Origin of the sequence: Mogibacterium timidum ATCC 33093, assembly GCF_000525775.1 — a bacterium.
Classification (GTDB): domain Bacteria; phylum Bacillota; class Clostridia; order Peptostreptococcales; family Anaerovoracaceae; genus Mogibacterium; species Mogibacterium timidum.
On the sequence record NZ_JALU01000016.1, the window covers coordinates 75349 to 99408 of the forward strand.

The following is a 24060-nucleotide window of genomic DNA, read 5'->3' on the forward strand; positions in this document are numbered from 1 at the left end:
GGAGTGAATAAGTATGAAGAGAAATGAAGTTTTACGGCAGATTCCGAAGATAGATGAGGTGCTTAAGGAGCACCTCTTTTCTAATGCCTTTGAAATCAGCGGAAGAGATGTAGTTACTGCTATGGCAAGGCGGGTAATCGATGAGGTTCGCTCGGAAATTTTGTCGCTCAGTGAAGCTGCGTTGGAGGCGTACGATACAACTAGGCTCAGCGTCTCCCAAATTGCAGGGGAGATTATGGATAGACTTGAAGAGGATGAGATCAACCATCTGCACGGAGTTATCAACGCGACCGGAACCATACTGCATACCAATCTGGGCAGAGCTCCGCTTTGTGATGATGCGGTGCGAAATGTTGAGATGGTATCTCGTGGCTACTCGAATCTTGAGTATGATGTGAAGCTCGGCAAGCGCGGCTCGCGTCATGATATTTTGCAGGAGCTGATGGTCGAGCTGACCGGTGCTGAAGACGTCATGATTGTCAATAACAACGCTTCAGCGACCATGCTGGTGCTGTCAGCGATGGCTGAGGGACATGAGGTAGTGGTATCGCGTGGTGAGTTGGTTGAAATAGGAGGAGCCTTTAGAATTCCGGACATTATGGTGCAGAGCGGCGCGACTCTGCACGAGGTTGGAACTACCAATAAGACCAAGCCGAGCGACTATGAGAAGGCGATTAATGAGAACACCGGCGCGCTTATGAAGGTGCACACCAGCAATTACAAGATTATGGGGTTCACTGAAGAGGTTGAACTCGATGAGCTGGTGGACATCGGTAAGGATCACGACCTGCCTGTCATCTTCGATATGGGTAACGGTCTGATGGTTAACCTGTCCGAGTATGGGCTGGATGAACCAAATGTTCCTGCATCTCTCGCGACCGGTATCGATGTGATATTGTTTAGCGGTGATAAGCTGCTGGGAGGCCCTCAGGCCGGAATTATCGCAGGCAAGCGCAGGTATATCGAGAAGATGAAGAAGCATCCGCTGGCTCGTGCATTGAGAGTAGATAAGATGACTTTTGCAGCGATGGAGGAAACACTCAAAAAGTACAGAGACACATCAGTTGCGATGAGAGATATTCCGGTGCTTCGTATGATCAGCACTCCTCGCGACATCCTGCTCGGCAGAGCCGATAAGCTGTCTGCCAAGATTCGCGAAGCTAATGACAGGCTAAATGTCAGGATTGTAGATGCCGAAGACCAGATCGGTGGCGGCTCTGCACCGATGGTATTTTTGCCGGGAGTGGCAGTGGCAGTGACTTCCGATGCTACGACGACTAAGGGAATCGAGAGGGCATTGCGCAAATATGAGATTCCTGTTATTGCCAGAATTCATGAGGATGAACTGCTGTTTTCGGTAAGAACTGTCGTAGACCGGGAGATGGATGATATAGCAGCTGCACTGAAGGAAGTAGAATAGATGAAGAATGTAATTATTGGGACGGCAGGTCATGTAGATCACGGCAAGACTCAGCTGATCAAGGCTTTATCGGGGATTGACACGGATAGGCTGTCGGAAGAGCAGAAGCGTGGAATAACTATTGAGCTTGGGTTCGCTCATATTCCGAATGACGATGGCTACAACATAGGGGTAATTGATGTACCCGGGCATGAGAAGTTCATCAAGAATATGTTAGCAGGTATTGGCGGCATCGATTTCGTACTGTTTGTAGTTGCGGCAGATGAGGGTATCATGCCTCAGACCAAGGAACACTTTGAGATTCTTCAAGCTCTAGGTATCGACGACGGAATTATTGCTATCACCAAGAAGGATATGGTAGACGACGAGTGGATGGAGATGCTGCTCGATGATGTAAAGGAGTATTTCAAGGGATCCTTTCTCGATGGCAAGCCAATGATTCCGGTATCTTCCAAGACCGGTGATAATCTGGATGTACTCAAGGCGGAGATAATCAAGAAGTGCGACAGAGAGTCGAAGAGACGCGAAGAGCCTGAGTTGTTCAGGCTACCTATAGATAGAGTATTCTCGATGCAGGGATTTGGAACTGTCGTGACAGGCACGCTTGTGGATGGAGTGCTCAGAGAAGGCGATGAGATGACCATCTACCCGGAGGTGCTTGCCGCCAAGGTTAGAGGAATTCAGACCTACGGTAAGGATACCGATGTGGCAGTAGCAGGGCAGAGGACTGCTGTCAATCTCAGCAATATCAAGAAGGCTGATATTGACAGGGGATCAGTGCTGGCGGCACCCGGGGCGGTGAGCGTCACCAACATGCTTGATACCCGGCTCAGCGTATTTAAGAGCAGCGACAGGCAGATCTTCAATAACAGCAGAGTCCACCTCTATACCGGCAGCAAGGAGGTTCTGGCCAAGGTTATAATCATGGATCGCGATGCAATAGCTAGCGGTGACACAGCGTTTGTTCAGCTGAGATTAGAAGAAGAGATTGCTGTTAGAAGGGGTGACAGGTTCATCGTTAGGTTTTATTCGCCGGTAATTACTATCGGAGGCGGCATAATCCTGGATGCAAGGCCTGAGAAGCATAAGCGAAACAGAGAAGATGTGTTGTCGGATTTCAGAGTTTTAGCATCCGGAGATATTTATAAGATTGTTCACCTCAAAGCGGGAAAATGGAAATACTATAAGCAGCAGGAGCTCGGCCGCGAGCTTGGGCTCACCGTGCAGGAAATGCGAAATATTATCGGAAGCCTTGAGGAACAGAGTCGGATTATAGTGCTTGCGGATGGCTCGATTGTTAGCGACGAAAAATTCAAGGTGCTTGAGGGAACGGCCGCTCAGATAATCGAAGAGTATCACAGCCAGAATCCTATGGTAGATGGGATTCCTAAAAGAGAGCTTCTCAGCAGAATCAAAGAATACAGGCATATCGAGGATGATAAGCTCGGTCAAGCTATTATCGTTAAGCTTCTTGAATCAGGTATGCTTGAGGATAAGGGCAAGGCTATCTCGCTTGCGGGCTTCCAGGTTGAGTTCTCCGCCGGTCAGCTGGCATTGATGGATAGAATCGATCAGATGTATGCGGATGCGGGATGTGAAGTCATCAAGAACGAAGATATATACGAGCTTGTCGGTGATAAGAGTATCGCGGCTGCGATTCAGGGAGAACTTGTAGAGCGGGGAATGATTATTAAGCTCGATGCCGGCCATTTCATAAACAGAGCCGCATGGGATGATATAGTGGCTGCCGCTCGGGAATTGTACGATGAGAAGCCCGATGGCTTTACGCTGGCCGAATATCGCGATAAGCTTGGAATCTCAAGGAAATTCGCAACTGTATTGCTATCCGGACTTGACAAGCTCGGTATTACGATGTTTAATGGAAGCAGTCGCAAGATTATAAAATAGAACGAAAGGACAATTACCATGAAGAAAAAGACACTACTTATTATAAGTATGCTTGTGCTCGTGATGTTTGCGCTTACTGCCTGTGGCGGGAAGAAGCCGTCTGATGTTGTAGAGGATAATCTCAAGCAGGTTAAGACTGAGAATGCTTCTTCAAGCGTAACTAAGCTGTTCAACGATAGCTCTTTAGAGCAGAAGTACGGTAAGGATTACGAAAAGTTCATCAAGAAGGTTCAGGACTTTGACTTCAAGATTAAGGGCGAAAAGGTCGATGGCAAGAAGGCAACTGTTGATGTTGAAATTAAGACTTACGACTTCGGAAATGCTTATAAGGAGACTTACAATCAGGTAGTTTCAGATGCTAAGGGCGGTAAGATCAACTCTTCGACTAACATCAAGGATTATGTATATAACCTGATGTTCCAGAAGCTGAACGGTGTTAAGGACAAAGCCTACACTAAGACAGTTAAAATCAACTGCACAAAGGATGACAAGGGTAACTGGAAGACTGATATCAACAGCAATGTTGACTTCCTGGATGCAATGATGGGTGGAATGTTCACAGCTATTAAGAGCGTAACATCTCAGCCTGCTCAGTAGTCTGTCGGTTGACGTGATTAAGATTCAACCTGAATAGCAAAGACAATAAAGCGCGGAGCATGTGCCCCGCGCTTTCGTCATGTCTTATGCTGCTTTAATGTTATTTCATCAGCTTGCAGATTCTATCTCCAAATGCGATTGGATCCTCGATAGGCATTCCTTCTAAAATCAACGCCTGGTCATATAGCAGGTGAGCGTAATCGCTGACCTTGTCGTTGTCTCCGTCGGATACTGCCTGCTTGATAGCTTCGAAGAAAGGCATATCTCCGTTGAGCTCCAGCACCTTATCCGCTTCAACCTCGGACATTTCCTTGTTGCCGGACATCGCAGCCTGAGCTTTGAGAATTTTTTCCATCTCGATTGACACACCGTCAGCAGTTGCGAAGCAAACAGGGTGGTTCTTGAGCCTTGCGGACAGGATGACCGAAGATACCTTGTTTCCGAGCGCATCCTTGATTGCGGCAAGCACATCCTTCGCAGCTTCATTTTTCTCTTCCTGCGCTTTCTTCTCGTCATCGCTCTGTTCGAAGCCGAGATCCTTGTCGGAGATGTTCTTGAACTCTTTGCTATCGTATGCGCGCATCATCATCAATGCAAACTCGTCGATCTCATCGGTGCAATACAGAACTTCATAGCCCTTTTCAGTGAAGAGATCCATCTGTGGCATCATCTTGATTTTGCTTCTTGATTCGCCGGCTGCGTAGTAGATGTACTTTTGATCCTCCGGCATTCTGGATACGTAGTCCTTGAGAGTACTCATGGCTTCGGTCGTGCCGCTGTAGTAGAGCAGCAGATCCTTGATCTTATCCTTGTCAGCGCCGTAGTTGTCGTAAACTCCGTACTTGAGCTGAATGCCAAATTTATCAAAGAACTGCTCGTACTTTTCCGGCTCTCTGTCACGCATCTCGCCAAAGGCCTGGAGCAGCTTCTTCTCAAGTCTTTGTGCGATAGCCCTGAGCTGCCTATCCTGCTGCAACATCTCTCTGGAGATGTTGAGTGATAAATCCGGGGAGTCAACCAGTCCGCTGACAAAGCCGAAATAGCTTGGCAATAAATCCTCGCACTTATCCATTATCAGTACACCGCTGGAATACAGCTGCAGTCCACGCTTGAAATCCTTGCTGTAGAAGTTGAACGGCACATCGCTTGGTATGAACAGCAGTGCGTCGTATGAAATAACACCCTCGACGTTAGTGTGGATGACCTTTAGCGGATCACTCCAGGCCATGTAAGTTTTTTTGTAGAAATCGTTGTACTGCTCGTCAGTGATGTCGCTCTTCTTGGTCTTCCAGAGCGGAACCATGCTGTTGAGCTTGTCATCCTCTGTAAATGTCTCGTATTCGGGCTTGTAATCCTCGGCCGCCTTTTCTTCATCTGTTGCAGGCTTTTGACGCTGCTTAGTCACACTCATCATGATAGGGTAGCGAATATAGTCGGAATACTGCTTGACGATGCTCCTGAGCCTGTACTCCTCGAGGAACTCGCTGTATTTGTCGTCGTCGGTGTCATCTCTGAGGTAGAGGATGATGTCCGTCCCGGCTTCGGCTCTTTCAGTCTCTTCGATAGTGAAGCCGTCGGCACCTTCGCTCTCCCAGACGTATGCCTGATCTGCACCAAATGCTCTGGAGACTACCTTGATGCGCTTTGCAACCATAAATGCGCTGTAAAATCCCACTCCGAATTGACCGATGATATCGGTATCCTCCATTGCCTCGGCATTTTCCGATTTGAACTTGAGGGAGCCGCTGCTTGCAATGATTCCGAGGTTGTTTTCTAATTCTTCCCGGGTCATACCGATTCCGTTATCGGAAACCGTTATAGTTCCGGCCTCCTTGTCCGGTGTGATCCTGATCTCAAAGTCGTCTCTCGAGAGTCCCGTGCGTCCCTCGACTGTTTCCTTGTAATAGCGCTTGTCTATTGCGTCGCTGGCATTGCTGATGATTTCTCTTATGAATATCTCGCGGTTAGTGTAGATAGAGTTTATCATCAGGTCTAATAATCTCTGAGATTCTGCTTTAAATTGTATTTTCTCCATATTTATAACCTTCTTTCGCGAATTGTTTATTGAATTTTAGCACTCTGTCGTGCTGTCTGCTAATAATATACTACTAGTTGGGGTTCATTTCAAGGCTTACGGCAAATAGCCTCCCGGCGAGCAGGAGGCAGCAGATTGTGTGTACGTCCGCAGATTGCACAAAAGTGACGTGACTTGCTTAATATGTGCGTATGTTTAATAAATACTCTCGCTCCGCAGATTGCATAAAAGCTGCGTGACTTGCAGTGCTGATACAATACTCTCTTTCGGTGATCTGCCTTACCCTCTGAATGCAGAGGAACTGAATCAAATATAATTAGACAGCATACCGCCGAGAATGCTGAAACTGCCAAAGTTTCGCCGAAGGATTATTTGCCGCAGAACACAATCAAGCTGCACACTGCAAATATAAAATTAGATTGTGCAAAATTAAAAATCACATAACATTCATATTTGAGTCATTGCTGCGAGTATAATTAGATTATCAAAGAGACATGATGAGCTTGAGCAGCTCGCGTATGTATAAGGTATATATATAAGATAAATACGGAGGTATTGAGATGGCTGATAGGTATGATGTTGTAATTGTTGGTGGAGGTCCTGCCGGTCTAACCGCGGGCATCTATGCTGCCAGAGCAGGCAAGTCGACTGCTATCATTGAGCGCGGAATGATAGGTGGACAGATTACCTTTACGGATTCGATTGATAATTTCCCGGCAGCGCCCGGCATGAACGGCGCTGAGTATGCGATGAAGATTCAGGCGCAGGCTGAGTCATTTGGCGCAGAAATCATCATGGATGAAATAGTAGAAGTATCTGCACCTGAGTCTGAGGGCAAAGTCTTTAAGCTCAAGGGCAACAACGATGATTACGAGGCCGTTTCCGTTGTCCTCGCAACAGGTCTTGACAACAGGAAAATGGGAATTTCCGGTGAAGATGGTTTCATCAGTCGTGGAATCTCATTCTGCGCAGTATGCGACGGAGCATTCTTTAGAAATAAAGAGGTTGCTGTGTACGGTGGCGGTAACACGGCAGTTGAAGATGCAACCTTCCTAGCTAACATTTGCAGCAAGGTTACGATAATCCACAGAAGAGATAGATTTAGAGCAGAGCAGGCTGTTGTCAACGAGCTAAAAGCGCACGATAATGTTGAGTTTGTTATGAGCAGCAACGTAGTTGGGGTAAACGGAGATAACGCTCTTGAGACTATCACGGTTAAGAATAACGAGACGGGAGAGACCGGAGATATTCCCGTAAGCGCTCTGTTCGTAGCAATCGGCAAGATTCCTAACGGCAAGCCTTTTGCCGACCTTGTAGCAACTGACGATGCGGGCTACTATGATATCGACGAGACGTGTATAACACAGACTCCGGGACTGTTTGTAGCAGGAGACGGCAGAAGCAAGCAACTCAAGCAGCTGACAACAGCAGTAGCTGACGGTTCTGTCGCGGCAACTAAGGCTTGCCAGTATGTGGATAGACTGAATGGTCGAGAATATATCTAGGATTTACAGAAATTTGTAGTACAATGATAGGGCATGATTAACAAATAAGAAACGCTTATATAGGAGGAATGAAATGGCAGACAATATGCAGACACCGGAATCCTGCAGCCATGACTGTTCAAGCTGCGGGTCCAGCTGCTCATCCAGAGAAGCCGGGGCGCCTCAGCATGAGCAGCTCAATGAAAACAGCAGGGTTGAGAAGGTTATCGCGGTAGTGAGCGGCAAGGGTGGCGTTGGCAAATCAATGGTTACAGCGCTTTCGGCTGTTGCGGCTAACCGCAACGGATGCAAGGTTGGCGTTATGGACGCCGATATCACAGGACCGTCGATTCCTAAGATGTTCGGCATTCACGACAAGGCTTACGGAAGCGAGATCGGCATCATACCTTGTGCGACTCCGTCCGAGGTTAAGCTTATGTCGCTGAATCTGCTCACCGAAAATGAGAGCGATCCTGTTGTATGGAGAGGTCCGGTTATCGCGGGTGCAGTCACTCAGTTTTGGACAGATGTAGCATGGGGAGACCTGGATGTAATGTTCATCGATATGCCTCCGGGTACAGGTGATGTACCGCTGACAGTATTCCAGTCGCTTCCGGTTGACGGAATTATCGTCGTTACATCTCCTCAGGAGCTCGTGTCCATGATTGTTGAGAAGGCGGTCAAGATGGCCGAGATGATGAACGTGCCGATCCTTGGAATAGTTGAAAATATGAGCTACTTCGAGTGCCCGGACAATGGCAGGAAATACGAAATCTTCGGCAAGAGTCACGTCGACGAGATCGCAGCGGAGCACGGGCTAAAAGTGCTGGCCAAGCTGCCAATTGATCCTGACCTCGCTGCGCTCAGCGATCAGGGAAGGATCGAGTTCGCAGACACATCGCTTCTCGACGAATCGATCATGCAGATTATGGACGGAATTGGCAGGTAGATCGCCATCCGCATTTATCTTAAAAAATAGCCTCGGTTGTACTATTTCGGTATGCCGAGGCTATTTGTATGTCTGCGATATCTTGGAACGGATATGTCAAAGCACTTCATGGATAATTTCGCTATATGCAAAGCAAAAATGCAAAGAGAAAAGAAGAATAACTATTGACAACTATATTAGTATATTGTAATATTCAAATATATTAATATACTAATATAGCGCAAGCCGCAAGCGCATATGATTGCACGACACAGGATTAATAAAATGAGAGGTTGAACATGAAATCACAGAGAGAACTAATAGAGGAAAAGGCAGAGATAGTTAAGGCTCTTTCGTCTCCCGCCAGACTGTGCATAGTCAAGACGCTGATAGATCAGGGCGAGAAGACTGTTGGCGATATTACCGACTGTATGGATCTGTCTCAATCGGCAATTTCACAGCAGCTGGCTAAGCTCAAGAGCTTAGGACTGGTTGAGGTAAGAAGAGAGGGCAATATGGCCTTCTACAGCTGCGTGCGAGATGATGTCAGGGTGTTTGTAGAGACTCTGTTCGAATTGGAGAGCTTATTGTAAACAGAATCATTTCAACTTGGATTTTACTTTAAATGGATATTCATATATGGAGGTAAACATGAAGGTTTTAGTTGTCGGAGCTGTTGCAGGTGGCGCGACAGCGCTGGCGAGACTCAGAAGGCTGGATGAAGACGCAGAGATTATAGTGTTTGAGAGAGGTGGATACATCTCTTATGCTAACTGCGGTTTGCCGTATTATATCGGCGAGCAGATTAAGAATAGAGAATCGCTTTTCGTATCCGACAAGGACACGATAGAGGCAAAGTATGGAGTTGAGATTCGGCTGAACAGTAATGTCGAGTCGATAGACAGAGAACGTAGAATGATAGAGGTCAAGAATCCGGAAACAGGGGAGGTGTATGAAGAAACATACGATAAGCTGTTGCTGTCGACCGGATCCTCACCATTTGTGCCAAATCCGGCCTGGCTGGACCAGACGAGAGTATTTAAGCTCTGGACTATTCCGGATACTGACAGTATCTATGAATTTGTCGTAAGCTATGCACCTAAGCGTGCAGTCATAGTCGGGGGCGGATTTATCGGATTGGAGATGGCGGAAAATCTTAGCGATCGGGGCGTTGAAGTTTCACTCTGTGATATGGCCGATCAGGTAATGCCGCCAATCGACAAGGATATGGCCAAGATAGTAGAGGTCAGACTGGCTGAACATGGTGTTCATCTTCATCTGGGCAATGGTCTAAAGGACATCGAGAACGATGGCACAAGAGTCGTGCTTGCTGACGGAACTGCTATTGAGACTGATTTAGTTATTCTTTCGATAGGAGTAAAGCCGAACAGCCAGCTTGCCGAGGCTGCCGGACTTGAGTTAAATGCCAGGCGCGGAATCAAGGTGGACGAGTTCATGCACACCTCCGATCCGAACATATACGCTGTTGGAGACGTTATCGGTGTGCAGGACTATATACTTGGTGGCGAGGTGATGATTCCACTTGCAGGCCCGGCCAATAAGCAGGGCAGGAATGTTGCGGAGAACATACTTGGTCTCGGGCAGAAAACTTGCGATGGAACACTGGGGACTTCCGTTGCCAAGATATTTGACATGACTGTTGCCTCAACCGGAGCTAGCGAGAAGTCATTAAGTAGAGCGGGCAAGGTCTATGGCAAGGATTACCACGTTTCACTGGTCCATCCTATGAGCCACGCAGGCTATTATCCGGGTGCAACGCCGATGACTATCAAGCTTATCTTCGCTGACTGCGGAGATGTGCTCGGCGCGCAGATAGTCGGATATGATGGTGTGGATAAGAGAATTGATACTATTTCGACCCTGTTGCATTTCCACGGGAAGGTGGATGACCTCACCAATCTTGAGCTTGCCTACGCACCGCCGTACTCGTCGGCCAAGGACCCTGTGAATTTTGCAGGTTATGCGGCAGAGAACATACTTGTGGGATTTGCACACCCGATAAAATTCAGCGAGTGGGAGGCCGATAAGGACAAATACGTGCTGCTCGATGTGCGAGAGGAAATAGAAGTGTTGGCGAGTCCTGTCGATGGGGCGATTCATATCCCGCTGACAAAGCTTCGCGACAGGTTCGAGGAACTGGACAGGGATAAGTGCTATGTAGCTTTCTGCGCAGTCGGTCTTAGAGGATATATAGCCGAGAGAATTCTCCGTCAGAAGGGGTATGATGCATACTACCTTCTCGGTGGACACAGAACCATGAAGACGCTGACGGCTGATATAAGTAAAATCAAGGCACATCAGGGGGCGGATGCTGCAAAGGTTGACACTTCACAGGAGAAGCTCGCTGTAAATTCCGTACGGGCCGAGAACAAAACTGTAGCGATCGATGCTTGTGGACTTAGCTGTCCGGGACCTATACTCAAGGTATCTGACGCGATGAAGGCGCTTGAGACCGGAGATAAACTGGACGTTTCCGCCAGTGATCCCGGGTTTATCAGCGATATTGGAAGCTGGTGTCAGAATACAGGCAATACGCTACTGGAAACCTCGTCTGACGGCGGCAGTTATCATGCGGTGCTGCAGCGAGGTGTGAGCTGCGATGCCTCCGGAGTGTGCGAGGCCCCCGGTAGCAGCTGCGAGGAATCAGTAGATACATCGTGTACTCCCAAGGAGAAGACGATGATAGTTTTTGACGGAGATTTGGATAAAGCAATCGCTTCGTTTATAATCGCCACCGGAGCGGCCGCGATGGGCAACAAGGTGCACATGTTCTTTACCTTCTGGGGGTTAAGCGTCATAAGAAAGCATCAACCTCCGACAGTCAAGAAGAATTTCATATCCGGGATGTTTGCCAATATGCTGCCAAAGGGCTCGAGAAAGCTCAAGCTATCGCATATGAATATGGGCGGTATGGGAGCCAAGATGATACGCAACGTCATGAAATCCAAGGATATAGCGTCGCTTGAAGAGTTGATCCGGACTGCTATAGATATGGGGGTCGAGATGACGGCGTGTCAGATGTCTATGGATGTGATGGGGCTTACCAAGGACGAGCTGCTGGATGGTGTCAAGATTGGCGGCGTTGCTACGATGCTCAACAATTCAGATAAGTCCAATATGAACCTCTTTATATAGCAATATTTGCTGCAGTTAGGGGGTTAAGTGGAACTCCCTGAGAATTTATATAGCAATATTGCGAACAAAATTATAGTGCAGGTGATTGAGGAGAGGTAGGTAATAACTTGGTGGAAAGTAAGGAGTGATGCCTATAGCGGAAAATGAGTGAACGGAGCTGCAGACGAGCTTAAAGGCGCCTCTCTAGCAGCTCCTTGAGAAAAATGTGTACAATTTACAAGTTACAAGCACAAACTGCAAAACGTGCTGCAAATAAAAACTGATAAAGTAATTAAAATCATAATAATTCAAAAGGATAATTTTAATTCCGAAAGGTCGTTAATTTAGCGGCCTTTTTTATTTTTCAAAGAAATCATTACCGCACTTTGTTTAATATATCGAGAATTTTGATTAATATATTGACATTAGACTGCGCGCGATTATAATTATACTGTTAGTTTACTAATACTAAATTTTTTACTTATTATAATGCGTGGCAGCAAACAGTCCTGTGTTGAGCGATATGCTGCTGAGGCGTGATATTATAGGGATTTCAGGTGAGGAGTTTTAATGGAAATCGGTGACAAGATTAAACAGCTGAGAATAGAGCGTGGACTCACACAGGAGGAGCTGGCTGACAGAGCCGAGCTTTCCAAAGGGTTCATATCGCAGGTTGAGAGAGATCTGACATCTCCCTCGATTGCGACGCTCGAGGACATCATAATATCTCTCGGAAGCGATCTCACAACCTTCTTCTCTGAAAAGGAGAAACCGCAGATTGTTTTTAACAGTGATGATTACTTCGTCAAGGAGGATGAACGCCACAAAAGCACGATAGAGTGGATAGTCCCGAATGCCCAGAAAAATAACATGGAACCCATCAGGGTTACCATTGGCGCCGGGGGTACGACAATTCCCGACAATCCTCATGAAGGTGAGGAATTCGGGTATGTAATCAAAGGGGCTATCGATATTCACATCGGCAGTGACAGTTATCACGTCAAGAAGGGTGAGACCTTCTATATCTATCCGGAGCAGGAGCATCATATCAGCTCGTGCAAAGGAGCAGAGATAATATGGGTTAGCTCGCCGCCCAGCTTTTAAGCGAGTTATATCGAGTTATATATGGGAACGTACCGGGAAGTTTGCGCCAATGACTATTTTGGAGGAAAGATTTGAACGAGTTAATCAGACTGGACAACATCAGCAAGAGCTTTGAAGGGCACGAGGTCTTATCAGACATTACGCTTTCGATCAAGGAAAACGAGTTTGTGACTCTGCTCGGACCATCGGGATGTGGCAAGACTACAACTCTTCGTATCATCGGTGGATTTGAAACGCCGGACACGGGAAGGGTGATTTTTGAAGGCAGGGACATCACCAATGTTCCCCCCAACCAGCGTCATGTCAACACTGTGTTTCAAAACTATGCTCTGTTCCCTCATATGACGGTACAGGAGAATATAGCTTTCGGACTTCGCGTAAGCGGCAAGTCCGAGCAATACATCAAGGACAAGATTGCTTATGGACTTAAGCTGGTTAACCTGGATGGGTATGGCAAAAGAACCATAGACAAGATGTCAGGCGGACAGCAGCAACGAGTAGCGATGGCTCGAGCTATCGTGAATGAGCCTAGGGTGCTGCTGCTGGATGAACCGCTCGGAGCTCTAGATCTCAAGCTAAGGCAGGAGATGCAGTACGAGCTGGTGCGGCTCAAGAAGGAGCTTGGCATTACATTTATATACGTGACCCACGATCAGGAGGAAGCCCTCACGATGTCGGATAATGTCATAGTCATGAACAACGGTCTTATTCAACAGATGGGAACTCCCGAGGAGATCTATAACGAGCCGGAGAATGCGTTTGTAGCGGACTTTATCGGGGATAGCAATATCATCGATGCGAGAATGGTCGATGACAAGCTGGTTATGATTGACGGTCATATGTTTGAATGCATAGATGGCAATTGGAACGGCTTCTACGTGGGGCAGCCTGTTGATGCTGTAATCAGACCGGAGGACATCGAGATTCGCGAATACGATGAGGGAATCATGAACGGCACGATTGTCAGCAAACTGTTCATCGGAGTGCACTATGAGATGCTGGTGCAGAGTGAGAACGGCAAGGTTGAGTGGCTGCTTCAGAACTATGATTCACATGAGGTTGGGGAGATGATAGGCATGTATGTAAGACCCGAAAATATCCAGATTATGCATAAGCCGACATCTGAAGCTGAGGAGGCACAGGAACTTGATATCTAAGAAGAGCTATACAGCACCTTTTGCCATCTGGGTTATCGCAGGCACGGTAATTCCGATTTTGACCATAGCATACTATGGCATCACCAACAGAAATGGTGCATTTACATTAGAAAATATAACGGCGATGTTCAATCCGCAGCATCTGGAGGCTCTCGGATTATCACTGCTCTTATCGCTAGTGAGCACGATTGTGTGCCTCATACTGGCTTTTCCTATGGCGCTCATCCTGCGCGGGAGCAGGTTCGGTAAGCAGGGCTTTATGATTTTCGTGTTCATCCTGCCGATGTGGATGAACTTCCTGCTCAGAACGATGGCCTGGCAGGTGTTGCTCGAGAGACAGGGTGTAATCAACTCACTGCTCGCATCGATCGGCCTTCCCAGGCAGGAGATGATGGGCACTCCGGGGGCGGTAGTGCTCGGCATGGTATATGACTTCCTGCCGTTCATGGTGCTTCCTATATACAATGTCGTGTCCAAGATAGATAACCGTCTTATCGAAGCGGCATACGACCTCGGGGCCGGTAAATTCTATGTATTCAGAAAGATTATCTTCCCTCTCAGTATTCCGGGAATCGCAAGCGGTGTGACGATGGTGTTTATCCCGGCCCTCACTACATTTGTTATCTCTAACATGCTGGGTGGAGGTAAGGTCAACCTGATAGGCAACATCATCGAGCAGGAATTCACAGTTAATTCCAACTGGTATCTCGGATCTGGGCTGTCGCTCATAATGATGGTATTTATCATCGTAAGCATGCTTGCAGTTCAGAAGTTTAGCGACGAAGAGGGGGGCAACATGATATGAAGAAGTTTTGTGGCAACATGTATTTGGTAATCATAATGCTGTTCCTGTATCTCCCCATCCTGACGCTGATTCTGCTCTCGTTCAATGAGAGCAAATCGATGGCGGTATTCACGAGGTTCTCGCTCAAGTGGTACAAGGAGATGTTTCACAGCCGCCTAATTCTGGGAGCTATTGTAAATACCTTTTCAATAGCCATACTTGCAGCGATGATAGCTACTGTGATCGGCACCTTGGCTGTAATCGGCATAGAGTCCCTAAGGCGTAGGACGGAGAATATACTGCTGGCAGTTAACAACATTCCGATGCTCAACGCAGATATTGTAACCGGCATATCGCTGATGCTGTCCTTCCTTCTCTTTGGAATATCGCTGGGGTATATGACGATACTGTTCTCTCATGTAACATTCTGCATTCCTTATGTAATCCTGTCCGTGAGACCGAGGATGAACAAGAAGACGGACACACTTTTTGAAGCGGCGCTCGACCTGGGGGCTTCCAGAGGGTATGCGTTTAGAAAGGTTGTACTTCCCGAACTGATGCCGGGAATATTGTCAGGCTCGCTGTTGTCATTTACAATGTCGGTCGATGATTTTGTGGTTACGCATTTCACCAGAGGTGCGGGTATTAACACCATCTCGACACTCATCTACAGTGAGGTCAAGATTGGGATCAGACCATCACTGTATGCGCTGTCTACGATTATTTTCGTTATCGCCTTGGTTGCGCTGCTGATAGTCAACTTCAACAGAGATAAGGAGCCAAAGAGGGCATGAAGAAGAAATTAATACTGGGTTCGGTGCTCGTGCTGCTGATGGCTATTCTGACGGGATGCCGCAGCGGCGAGAATGGAGAAGTGTATGTATATAGCTACGGAGATTATTATGACCCTGAGATTATCGCTGATTTTGAAGCGGACACCGGCATAAGGGTCATTCAGGACACCTATGATACGGCGGAGGAGATGTATCCTGTCATCAAGAACGGGTCGGCAGACTACGACGTTGTATGTACATCCGATTATATGGTTGGCAGGATGATGGACGAAGGACTGCTGCTCAAGCTGGACAAGAGGAACATCAGGAATCTCAAGAATATGGATTCTAAATACATGAAAATGGCGGAGGCATTTGATCCGGGCAACCGGTATTCGGTGCCGCACGTTGTGGGTGTGCAGGGAATACTGTATAACAAAAAAAAGACCGGCGGAAAAAAGATCGACTCCTGGAATGCTCTCTGGGATTCTGCATACGCCAATAATATAGTCATGCAGGACAGCGTTCGCGATGCGTTTGCAATCTCGCTGATGCGACTTGGATATTCACCTAATTCAACCAATCCTAAGGAGATAGAAGCGGCCAAGAATGCGCTTAAGGAGCAGAAGCCGCTCGTATACAAATACGCAAATGACTCGGCTCGTGACCTGCTGGCTGACGGCTCGGCGACAATTGGAGTAGTGTGGAACGGCGAGTATCAGTATACGCACGACCTCAACAAGGACGTGGAGTTCGTAGTCCCCAAGGAAGGGGCAGAGTTCTTTATCGATTCGTGGATCATTCCTAAGACTTCCAAGAACAAGAAGAATGCCGAGAAATTCATCAACTACATGTGCAGAGCCAGCGTAGCGAAGAGGAACTTCGACTATCTGTATTACACCATGCCTAACGCGGCAGCAATCAGGAAGATTCCTTCAAAATACGTGTCGAATCCTGCCATGTTCCCAACCCGGGACATTATTGACAGATGTACGCTTCTGACCAAGCTTGACCCGGAAACGACCAAGCTATATAGTGACAGCTGGAAGGAAGTTAAATCGAGCAAGAACTAGGTGCCACGGAGGTGGTTATGAACGATAGACAGATTAAGGCTTTTCTTGAAGCAGCCAGGCTTCTCAATTTTACCAAGGCGGCGGAAAAGCTATATGTTCCTCAATCTCAGGTATCCAGAGCGATTGCAGCGCTTGAGAAGGAGCTGGGGACGGTGTTGTTTGAAAGGGAGAACTCCAGAAGCATAACACTGTCGCCTGCCGGGGAGAAATACTTCAGCCTGTTCAGCAGATTTGAGACGGAACTCGGCAGGACAAGGGAGTCGCTGCGCGAAGAAACTCATGAGCTGAGACTGGGATACAATATAGGCTGGAATATTTCAGGCTTCCTGCCGGAGGTTGTTACGCGCTGCAGGCAGATCTACGATGATTTTTCGGTCAGGATAGAGTGCCTCAGCTTCGATAACCTGATGCAGAAATTGCAGTCAGGACAGCTGGATGCTGTTATCTCGCTGGAGGATTATATGAAGGCAACTTCCGACGTAGAGTACGAGGTGGTGACTGATGTAAATCGCACTATCGTTTATTCCGAGAGACTTTTCGGCGTCTTGGTAGACAGCCCCGAGGAGATGAAGGGTGTGACCATGTTCGTCGCAGAGGATTCGAGGCTGCGCGAGATTATATCATCAATCGGATTCAATCTGCGACCGTTCAACTTTATCCCCGACATAGAGGTGGTTCCCAACATCGAGACTATGTTTGCCAATGTCCAGAACGGCAGAGGCGTTATATTGGCTGACGATTGGGTGGATATATCCGGTGGCCCGGACATACACTCTGTGAGCATCGATGCCCGTTCAAATATCGCCATTGCGTGGCACGAGGGAGAACCGCCTAGAGAGGTGAAGCTGTTTGCGGATGAGCTTAGAAAGTATTTCGCAGACGATACGTTGCCGGCAGTCGAGAAATAACAAAATTAGAAACAAAAATGGACATCCATGCAGAAACTGCATGAATGTCCATTCGTTTTTGGCAGGTTCTAATATAGTCCAATTGATGATATCGTATAGATACATCAATTGAAAGCATATGAGGCTTATATATAACATTAACAGGGGGGTAAAATGTCTAGAAGAGAACAGATGCTGTTCAAGAACACGGAGTTCATAGGATACTCTGATTTGAACAAAAAACCGGGCTTCCAGATGGGAATGCACCGTACTAAGGATGGCAGATATTATTTGTATACTGCATGCTTCCGTGATAACGGATTTAATATCGTCGATGTGACAGATCCGGCAAATCCGACAGCTAAGTGGGTAGAGGGCGACTGGATTGGTGAGGTTCACGATGGGCAGAGCCTTGCCAAGCTGCAGGTGGCAGACGGCAAGCTTCTCGCTTGCTATGGCGGCACGATGAGGGTGCTGCACGGTACTCACGATCAACCGTTCTGGGGCGGATTTAAGCTCTATGATATCGAGAGCGATCCACTTAACCCTAAGTTCCTCGGACAGTTCGAGTGTGAGGATGGTCCGGGAGTGCACAGAAGCTTCTATAACGGCGGCGACTACGCTTATATCATGGGCAGCAAGCGCAACTACACGGGATACATTCTGAGAATCGTTGATATTTCAGATCCGACTAACCCAACTGAGGTTGGCAGCTGGTGGGCTGATGGCCAGTATTTGGGCAACAAGAAGGCTTCCGATATTCCGGAGGTTGGTACAGAGCCGTTCATGAAGCTGCCTAACGGCCACGCAATCACAGTTAAGGACGACGTAGTATATGCAGCATTCCCTAACGTTGGATTCTGCATGATTGACGTACACGACAAGACCAGACCCAGACTTCTGGGCAATGTGCCTCTCAACCCGCCATTTGGTAACGGTCAGGCAGGCGCAGCTGTTCACACAGCAATGCCTTTAGGTGATAAGCCCTTTGCTGTAGTAACTACGGAGGGTGAGAGAACATGGTACTTTGACAACAACAGAGAAGAAGGCATGTTCCACAAGATCACCAGCCAGCCAATGAACATCATCGGTATGGTTGAGACTTCCGATAAGGAGAATCCGGCACTTATCTCGGTATTCCCTTATCCGGAGGTACCGGCGGAGTACAGGAAGTGCCACGGTGAGAACTTCAACATCATCGATGGCCAGAGAGTGGTATTCGGTCCACACAACATGTTCGACCTATTCGGGCAGGACTGCCTGGAGCAGAGAGACGACAGAGTCTACAACTGTCACTTCCAGGCCGGACTTCGCATCTACGATGTGTCGGATCCGTTCATACCTAAGGAAATCGCTTACTTCATGCCACCGGATCCGGAAGGCACATGGTTCGATATCGAGGACGGGACCCTGTTCCCGGGACCACACGTTGGTCATGCTGAGGACTGTGTAGTAGATGACAGAGGCTATATCTATGTCGATACTTATCAGGACGGACTTTACATCGTTCGTTGCACAGTTTAATTATGAACAGCTTGGAAACGCACACATAGCACATAAATAATTAGCTTGCTAAAAAATGGCATCACCCGTACAATTACCGGATGGTGCCATTTTGCGTATTAACCGCGGACTCTTCGACTACGTACAATTTCTAGTTTAGAGGAAGGCCCTTGAATCGCTTCACGAAAAAAACATATTACACTCATGTTTTGATGTTGACACCGGGGGAGGTCGATAGTACACTATGTGTAGTGATTAGCACTCCGGATTGATGAGTGCTAACAAAATTCAGGTAAGGAGGAAATACGATGGAAATAGGTGAGAGAAAGCTTCAGATCCTCCAGGCAATTATCACAGACTACGTTAAGAACGCAGAGCCGGTCGGTTCTCGTTCGCTTGCTAAGAGATATGGATTAGGTGTCAGCCCGGCGACTATCAGAAATGAAATGGCTGACCTTGAAGAGCTCGGATATCTGACACACCCGCATACCTCGGCAGGGCGTGTGCCTTCTGATAAGGCATATAGACTATATGTAAATAGCCTTATGAGCAAGCACGATCTCTCGCCGGAGGAAAAGCAGATAATCAACGAGCGCATGCAAGTTAGCGTCGCAGAGTTCAACCAGACGTTACAGCACGCAGCAGAGCTGCTTTCAGATATAACGAAGCTTGCATCATTTGCGATGACGCCTTCGGCTAATTACGACACGCTCAAGTTCATCAGACTCGTGCCGGTTGATGAATACACAATCGTGTTGATGATTGTATCTGATGCCGGCAATGTCACGAACACCACACTCAAGGTGGATGTGTCATATACGCCGGAGTCGCTGGAGATACTCAGCAAATCGATGACATATAACTATAAGGGCAACACCATAGATGAGGCTCTCAAGAAATCAATCATTGCAGATTTCAATTCTGATCTCGAGGCTATGAGCCCTTTGGCAAACACGGTTATGCCAAACTTCATGAAGACGCTCGAAGATATGCTCAACGTCAATCTGTACATGGAGGGATTGACCAACATATTTAACATTCCCGAGTACAGCAGCATCGATAAGGCCAAGGCATTCATCGAGCTTGTCAGCAGGAAGGATGAATTTGCAAGAGATATGCTCGAGCGTGAGGATGGTGTAATCGTAACCATCGGTGATGAAAATATCGATTCATCGATGAAGGATTGCTCGCTGGTCACCGCGACATATCACGTGGATGGCAAGCTGATAGGCAAGATTGGAGTAATCGGACCAACCAGGATGAACTATAGCGAGGTTACTTCAATAATGGAATACCTTACGGAGAACCTCAGCAAATCGTTCTTGCTAAACGATGGAAAGGAACACAAGAATGACTGAAGAGAACAAGAAGGATAATATTAATGAGGCTGGTGATAGGACAGCTGATAAGCAGGTAGAAGCTGCGGAGAGCCGGAAAGAGAATTCTTCGAATGCTCAGCGAACAGGCTCAGATGCGAAGCCGGCAGATGCAGAAGTCAAGACCGAAGCCGAGGTAGATGGCAAGACAGAGCCTCAGGATGCTGACAAAGCTGATAACGAAGCGAAGGATGTGCCTGACAGCGAAGCCGAGGGCGATGGTACGTCTGATCAGACTCAGAGGTCGGAGAATGAAACCGATAAGCCTGAAGAGGATGGCGATTCCAGGTATCTGAGGCTTATGGCAGAGTTCCGGAACTACAAGAAGCGTGTCGCCAAGGAAAAGGCGGATATCCACGCGTATGCAAATGAAAAGCTCGTCGTTGAACTGCTGGGCGTGCTCGACAACTTCGAGAGAGCGTTGGCGAGTGATCCTGCGGCGGATGCAGAGGGATACGCTCAAGGCATGAGGCTTATTTTCGATCAGTTGCTAAGCGCTCTGAGCGAAGCGGGGCTCGAGGAGCTGCGAGCGCTCGGTGAGGAATTTGACCCTAAGATTCACAATGCGGTTATGACGGCCGACGATGAGGAATACGACAGCAACAAGGTGTGCAATGTGCTGCAGAAGGGCTATAGTCTTAACGGCAAGGTCATCAGACCGACAATGGTAACTGTTGCGAAATAGTGACAAAATCGCGGGGAACCGCGTTTGTATATAAATAATTTAGTAAATAATGGATTTCGGATACGAAAGGAAGGAAATAAACAATGAGTAAGGTTATTGGAATTGATTTGGGAACTACGAACAGCTGCGTGTCTGTTCTGGAAGGCGGAGAACCTGTTGTAATCGCTAATGCAGAGGGTGCAAGAACTACACCGTCCGTCGTAGCATTCACTAAGAATGGTGAGAGACTTGTCGGAGAGACGGCTAAGAGACAGGCAATCACAAACCCGGATAGAACGATTGCTTCTATCAAGAGACACATGGGAGAGAGCTATACTGTAGAGATTGATGGAAAGAGCTATACTCCACAGGACATCTCTGCTATGATTCTCGGTAAGCTCAAGTCTGACGCTGAGGCATATCTGGGGGAAAAGGTTTCAGAGGCTGTCATCACGGTTCCGGCATATTTCTCAGATGCTCAGAAGCAGGCTACTAAGGATGCCGGTAAGATTGCCGGTCTGGACGTTAAGAGAATTATCAACGAGCCAACTGCTGCATCGCTTGCTTATGGACTGGATAAGGCGGATGGAGCACAGAAGATTCTTGTCTACGACCTTGGCGGCGGTACATTCGATGTGTCTGTGCTAGAGCTTGGGGATGGAGTATTTGAGGTGCTTGCTACAAACGGTGATACACACCTTGGCGGTGATGATTTTGATAATGCCGTTCTGGACTTCCTGGCAGATTCGTTCAAGTCTGAGCACGGAGTTGACCTCAGAAAGGACAACATGGCTCTGCAGAGACTTAAGGAAGCTGCGGAGAAGGCCAAGAAGGAGCTGTCAAGTGCACAGAGCACTAAGATCAATCTGCCATTTATCACTGTAACTGATGAGGGTCCGCTCCATATGGACATGGATCTTACAAGAGCCAGATTTGATCAGCTCACAAGCGGACTGGTTGAGAGAAGTATCGAGCCTATGAAAAAGGCTATGGCAGATGCGGGTGTTACAAATTCAGACATCGCTAAGGTCATCCTAGTCGGTGGTTCGACACGTATTCCTGCAGTTCAGGCAGCTGTTCAGAAGGTAACAGGTAAGGAGCCGTTCAAGGGTATCAACCCGGATGAGTGCGTAGCAATCGGAGCTTCTATCCAGGCAGGCGTACTCACAGGTGAAGTCAATGACGTTCTGCTGCTTGATGTTACTCCACTGTCGCTGTCTATCGAGACGCTCGGTGGTGTTGCAACTAAGCTAATCGAGAGAAATACAACTATTCCAACCAAGAAGAGTCAGATATTCTCAACAGCAGCAGACAATCAGACAGCGGTGGATGTGCACGTAATGCAGGGAGAGAGAGAGATGGCAGCCGACAATATCACACTTGGTAGATTCCAGCTCACGGGCATTGCTCCTGCTCCTCGCGGAATCCCACAGATCGAGGTTACATTTGACATCGATGCTAACGGTATCGTCAATGTAAGCGCTAAGGATCTTGGTACGGGTAAGGAGCAGCAGATTACAATTACATCCTCAACAAAGCTTTCTGAGGACGAGATTAACGCTAAGATCAAGGAAGCTGAGCAATATGCCGAGGAGGATAAGAAGAGAAAGGAAGAGGTCGAGGTTAAGAACCAAGCTGAAGGAATTCTCTTCGAGACTGAAAAGCAGATGAACGAGCTCGGTGACAAGGTAACTGCTGACGAGAAGTCTAAGGTTGACGCAGCTAGAGAGGATCTCAAGAAGGCTGTAGAGGCTAACGACGTTGAAGACATTAAGGCTAAGAGCGAAGCGCTGACACAGGCGTTCTATCCGATTTCAAGCAGAATTTATCAGGAAGCACAAGCTCAGACAGGTGCTGCCGGTGATGGCGCAGATGCAGGTGCACAGGCTCAGTCAGGAGCACAGAGTGCAGGTCCTGGCGGAAACACTGTAGACGCTGATTATGAGGTTGTAGACGAAGATAAGTAGTGTCTGAATACTAACAGATGGTTACTGCCGGCACAGCGTGCCGGCAGTTCACTGATTATATAAATTATCGTTGGAAGGAAATAATATGGCTGATAAGAGAGATTATTACGAGGTGCTGGGCATCCGGAAAGGAGCTTCCGAAGCCGAGATAAAGAAGGCTTATCGCAAGATGGCTATGAAATACCATCCGGATAAGAATCCCGGCGACAAGGAAGCCGAAGAAAAATTCAAGGAAGCCAATGAGGCCTATGCTGTATTGTCGGATCCTGATAAGAAGAGCAAATATGATAGATTCGGTCATGCCGGAGTAGATCCTAATGCCGGCTTTGAAGGTGGCGGAGCCGGTTTTGGCGGTTTCGGCGGCTTTGAAGATATCTTCGATATGTTTGGCGGCGGCTTTGGTGGCTTCGGAGGACGCAGTGCAAGGCGAAACGGTCCTCGCAAGGGCAGTGACCTGCAGAAATCGATTACGATCGAATTTACTGAGGCGATATTTGGCTGTCGTAAGGAAATTAGACTCACTAAGGACGTTAAGTGCAAGAAGTGTAACGGAGAGGGAACGGCTCCGGGTACGGGCAAGCACACATGTGAGAAGTGCGGTGGAACCGGCCAGGTGTCACATGTATCGCAGACTCCGTTTGGAACATTCCAGAATGTGACGACTTGTGATGCGTGCGGTGGAACCGGTCAGGTTATCGATACACCGTGCCCGGACTGCCACGGCAAGGGTTCGGTGAGAAAGACCGTTACGCTCAAGATTGACATTCCGGCGGGTGTCGACAGCGACAGCATCATCCCGATTCGGGGCGAGGGTGAGCCGGGAGTTAACGGTGGCCCATTTGGCGACCTGTACATAGTAATAAATGTAAAGCCACACAAGGTATACAAGAGACGTGGCGACGACCTGTACCTGACAATGCCTATTACCTACGACCAGGCGGTGCTCGGCGACAAGGTCAAGGTGCCGGGTTTCAACGAGACGTATTCGTATACGCTTGCACCCGGAACACAGACCGGATCGAATTTTAGGCTCAAAGGCAAGGGTGTCAAAAATCCTAGAACCGGCAGATATGGAGACCTGTATGTCAAGGTGAATATTGAGGTTCCAACTAAGCTGAGCGCTAAGGAGAAGAAGGCAATCAAGAATATGGCTGAGGAGTTCACGCCGGATGCATATCCTCGTAAAAAGGAATTTGACAACCTGAAGCTGGGCAGCTAGTGAGTTGAGCTTGGGTAGAGGTAACGTTTAAGTTATAGGCCGAGAT

At 47.9% G+C, this 24060-nt stretch carries 19 protein-coding genes; 18 read left to right on the plus strand and 1 reads right to left on the minus strand.

What is annotated here, in order from left to right; all coding sequences use genetic code 11:
• Positions 1-13 precede the first annotated feature (13 nt).
• Genes selA through HMPREF0581_RS04075 form a run of 3 tightly spaced genes read left to right on the plus strand, consistent with a single transcriptional unit; the run spans position 14 to position 3925 of the window.
• Complete coding sequence (gene selA, locus HMPREF0581_RS04065; protein WP_036380632.1) at positions 14-1420, plus strand: L-seryl-tRNA(Sec) selenium transferase; 1407 nt, start codon at positions 14-16, stop codon at positions 1418-1420.
• The gene (selB, locus tag HMPREF0581_RS04070) at positions 1421-3328 is read left to right on the plus strand and encodes a selenocysteine-specific translation elongation factor (protein ID WP_036380634.1); all 1908 of its coding nucleotides are present in this window, start codon (positions 1421-1423) and stop codon (positions 3326-3328) included.
• Between the two features lie 18 nt (positions 3329-3346).
• On the plus strand, positions 3347-3925 hold the full coding sequence (locus tag HMPREF0581_RS04075; protein ID WP_009644221.1) for a hypothetical protein: 579 nt from the start codon (positions 3347-3349) through the stop codon (positions 3923-3925).
• Positions 3926-4025: 100 nt separating this feature from the next.
• Here HMPREF0581_RS04075 and htpG read toward each other — a convergent pair whose 3' ends face one another.
• Positions 4026-5960 (minus strand): molecular chaperone HtpG, encoded by a 1935-nt coding sequence (gene htpG, locus HMPREF0581_RS04080; RefSeq protein WP_036380636.1) that lies wholly within the window; start codon positions 5958-5960, stop codon positions 4026-4028.
• 560 nt (positions 5961-6520) lie between these two features.
• Here htpG and HMPREF0581_RS04085 point away from each other — a divergent pair.
• The 15 genes from HMPREF0581_RS04085 to dnaJ all read left to right on the plus strand — a co-directional run bounded on the left by HMPREF0581_RS04085 (position 6521) and on the right by dnaJ (position 24014).
• Positions 6521-7465: an NAD(P)/FAD-dependent oxidoreductase gene (locus HMPREF0581_RS04085; RefSeq protein WP_036380638.1), complete on the plus strand. Its 945-nt coding sequence runs from the start codon at positions 6521-6523 to the stop codon at positions 7463-7465.
• A gap of 73 nt (positions 7466-7538) precedes the next feature.
• Positions 7539-8393, plus strand: coding sequence for an Mrp/NBP35 family ATP-binding protein (locus tag HMPREF0581_RS04090; RefSeq protein WP_084645338.1), 855 nt, complete (start codon positions 7539-7541; stop codon positions 8391-8393).
• 278 nt (positions 8394-8671) lie between these two features.
• Positions 8672-8965, plus strand: coding sequence for an ArsR/SmtB family transcription factor (locus tag HMPREF0581_RS04095; protein ID WP_009644320.1), 294 nt, complete (start codon positions 8672-8674; stop codon positions 8963-8965).
• 58 nt (positions 8966-9023) lie between these two features.
• Positions 9024-11528 (plus strand): FAD-dependent oxidoreductase, encoded by a 2505-nt coding sequence (locus HMPREF0581_RS04100; RefSeq protein ID WP_036380641.1) that lies wholly within the window; start codon positions 9024-9026, stop codon positions 11526-11528.
• Between the two features lie 549 nt (positions 11529-12077).
• Positions 12078-12611 (plus strand): cupin domain-containing protein, encoded by a 534-nt coding sequence (locus HMPREF0581_RS04105; protein ID WP_009644310.1) that lies wholly within the window; start codon positions 12078-12080, stop codon positions 12609-12611.
• A 71-nt stretch (positions 12612-12682) separates the two neighbouring features.
• Positions 12683-13768 (plus strand): ABC transporter ATP-binding protein, encoded by a 1086-nt coding sequence (locus HMPREF0581_RS04110; RefSeq protein ID WP_009644224.1) that lies wholly within the window; start codon positions 12683-12685, stop codon positions 13766-13768.
• Complete coding sequence (locus HMPREF0581_RS04115; protein ID WP_009644366.1) at positions 13758-14573, plus strand: ABC transporter permease; 816 nt, start codon at positions 13758-13760, stop codon at positions 14571-14573. The genes HMPREF0581_RS04110 and HMPREF0581_RS04115 overlap by 11 nt, the downstream gene beginning before the upstream one ends.
• A complete protein-coding gene (locus HMPREF0581_RS08740) occupies positions 14570-15346 on the plus strand; it encodes an ABC transporter permease (protein WP_036380643.1) in 777 nt (258 codons plus the stop codon). The genes HMPREF0581_RS04115 and HMPREF0581_RS08740 overlap by 4 nt, the downstream gene beginning before the upstream one ends.
• Entirely contained in the window at positions 15343-16398 is a 1056-nt protein-coding gene (locus HMPREF0581_RS08745) for an ABC transporter substrate-binding protein (protein ID WP_036380645.1), read from the plus strand. The genes HMPREF0581_RS08740 and HMPREF0581_RS08745 overlap by 4 nt, the downstream gene beginning before the upstream one ends.
• Positions 16399-16415: 17 nt before the next feature.
• Positions 16416-17306: a LysR family transcriptional regulator gene (locus HMPREF0581_RS04130; RefSeq protein WP_036380647.1), complete on the plus strand. Its 891-nt coding sequence runs from the start codon at positions 16416-16418 to the stop codon at positions 17304-17306.
• A 153-nt stretch (positions 17307-17459) separates the two neighbouring features.
• Positions 17460-18809 (plus strand): LVIVD repeat-containing protein, encoded by a 1350-nt coding sequence (locus HMPREF0581_RS04135; RefSeq protein WP_009644253.1) that lies wholly within the window; start codon positions 17460-17462, stop codon positions 18807-18809.
• 287 nt (positions 18810-19096) lie between these two features.
• Positions 19097-20146, plus strand: coding sequence for a heat-inducible transcriptional repressor HrcA (hrcA, locus tag HMPREF0581_RS04140; RefSeq protein ID WP_009644241.1), 1050 nt, complete (start codon positions 19097-19099; stop codon positions 20144-20146).
• Positions 20139-20849 (plus strand): nucleotide exchange factor GrpE, encoded by a 711-nt coding sequence (gene grpE, locus HMPREF0581_RS04145; RefSeq protein WP_051426928.1) that lies wholly within the window; start codon positions 20139-20141, stop codon positions 20847-20849. Before hrcA ends, grpE begins: the two co-directional genes overlap by 8 nt.
• 83 nt (positions 20850-20932) lie before the next feature.
• The gene (gene dnaK / locus HMPREF0581_RS04150) at positions 20933-22795 is read left to right on the plus strand and encodes a molecular chaperone DnaK (RefSeq protein WP_009644226.1); all 1863 of its coding nucleotides are present in this window, start codon (positions 20933-20935) and stop codon (positions 22793-22795) included.
• Positions 22796-22880: 85 nt separating this feature from the next.
• Positions 22881-24014: a molecular chaperone DnaJ gene (gene dnaJ / locus HMPREF0581_RS04155; RefSeq protein ID WP_009644218.1), complete on the plus strand. Its 1134-nt coding sequence runs from the start codon at positions 22881-22883 to the stop codon at positions 24012-24014.
• Positions 24015-24060: the final 46 nt, after the last annotated feature.

Excerpts from the sequence above, each read along its gene's own strand:
- HMPREF0581_RS04135 (WP_009644253.1), top strand. The coding sequence starts at position 17,460 with ATGTCTAGAAGAGAACAGATGCTGTTCAAGAACACGGAGTTCATAGGA.
- HMPREF0581_RS04105 (WP_009644310.1), top strand. The coding sequence starts at position 12,078 with ATGGAAATCGGTGACAAGATTAAACAGCTGAGAATAGAGCGTGGACTC.
- HMPREF0581_RS04095 (WP_009644320.1), top strand. The coding sequence starts at position 8,672 with ATGAAATCACAGAGAGAACTAATAGAGGAAAAGGCAGAGATAGTTAAG.
- HMPREF0581_RS04075 (WP_009644221.1), top strand. The coding sequence starts at position 3,347 with ATGAAGAAAAAGACACTACTTATTATAAGTATGCTTGTGCTCGTGATG.
- dnaK (WP_009644226.1), top strand. The coding sequence starts at position 20,933 with ATGAGTAAGGTTATTGGAATTGATTTGGGAACTACGAACAGCTGCGTG.
- HMPREF0581_RS04090 (WP_084645338.1), top strand. The coding sequence starts at position 7,539 with ATGGCAGACAATATGCAGACACCGGAATCCTGCAGCCATGACTGTTCA.
- HMPREF0581_RS04100 (WP_036380641.1), top strand. The coding sequence starts at position 9,024 with ATGAAGGTTTTAGTTGTCGGAGCTGTTGCAGGTGGCGCGACAGCGCTG.
- HMPREF0581_RS08740 (WP_036380643.1), top strand. The coding sequence starts at position 14,570 with ATGAAGAAGTTTTGTGGCAACATGTATTTGGTAATCATAATGCTGTTC.
- dnaJ (WP_009644218.1), top strand. The coding sequence starts at position 22,881 with ATGGCTGATAAGAGAGATTATTACGAGGTGCTGGGCATCCGGAAAGGA.
- HMPREF0581_RS08745 (WP_036380645.1), top strand. The coding sequence starts at position 15,343 with ATGAAGAAGAAATTAATACTGGGTTCGGTGCTCGTGCTGCTGATGGCT.
- selB (WP_036380634.1), top strand. The coding sequence starts at position 1,421 with ATGAAGAATGTAATTATTGGGACGGCAGGTCATGTAGATCACGGCAAG.
- HMPREF0581_RS04130 (WP_036380647.1), top strand. The coding sequence starts at position 16,416 with ATGAACGATAGACAGATTAAGGCTTTTCTTGAAGCAGCCAGGCTTCTC.
- HMPREF0581_RS04085 (WP_036380638.1), top strand. The coding sequence starts at position 6,521 with ATGGCTGATAGGTATGATGTTGTAATTGTTGGTGGAGGTCCTGCCGGT.
- hrcA (WP_009644241.1), top strand. The coding sequence starts at position 19,097 with ATGGAAATAGGTGAGAGAAAGCTTCAGATCCTCCAGGCAATTATCACA.
- selA (WP_036380632.1), top strand. The coding sequence starts at position 14 with ATGAAGAGAAATGAAGTTTTACGGCAGATTCCGAAGATAGATGAGGTG.
- htpG (WP_036380636.1), bottom strand. The coding sequence starts at position 5,960 with ATGGAGAAAATACAATTTAAAGCAGAATCTCAGAGATTATTAGACCTG.
- grpE (WP_051426928.1), top strand. The coding sequence starts at position 20,139 with ATGACTGAAGAGAACAAGAAGGATAATATTAATGAGGCTGGTGATAGG.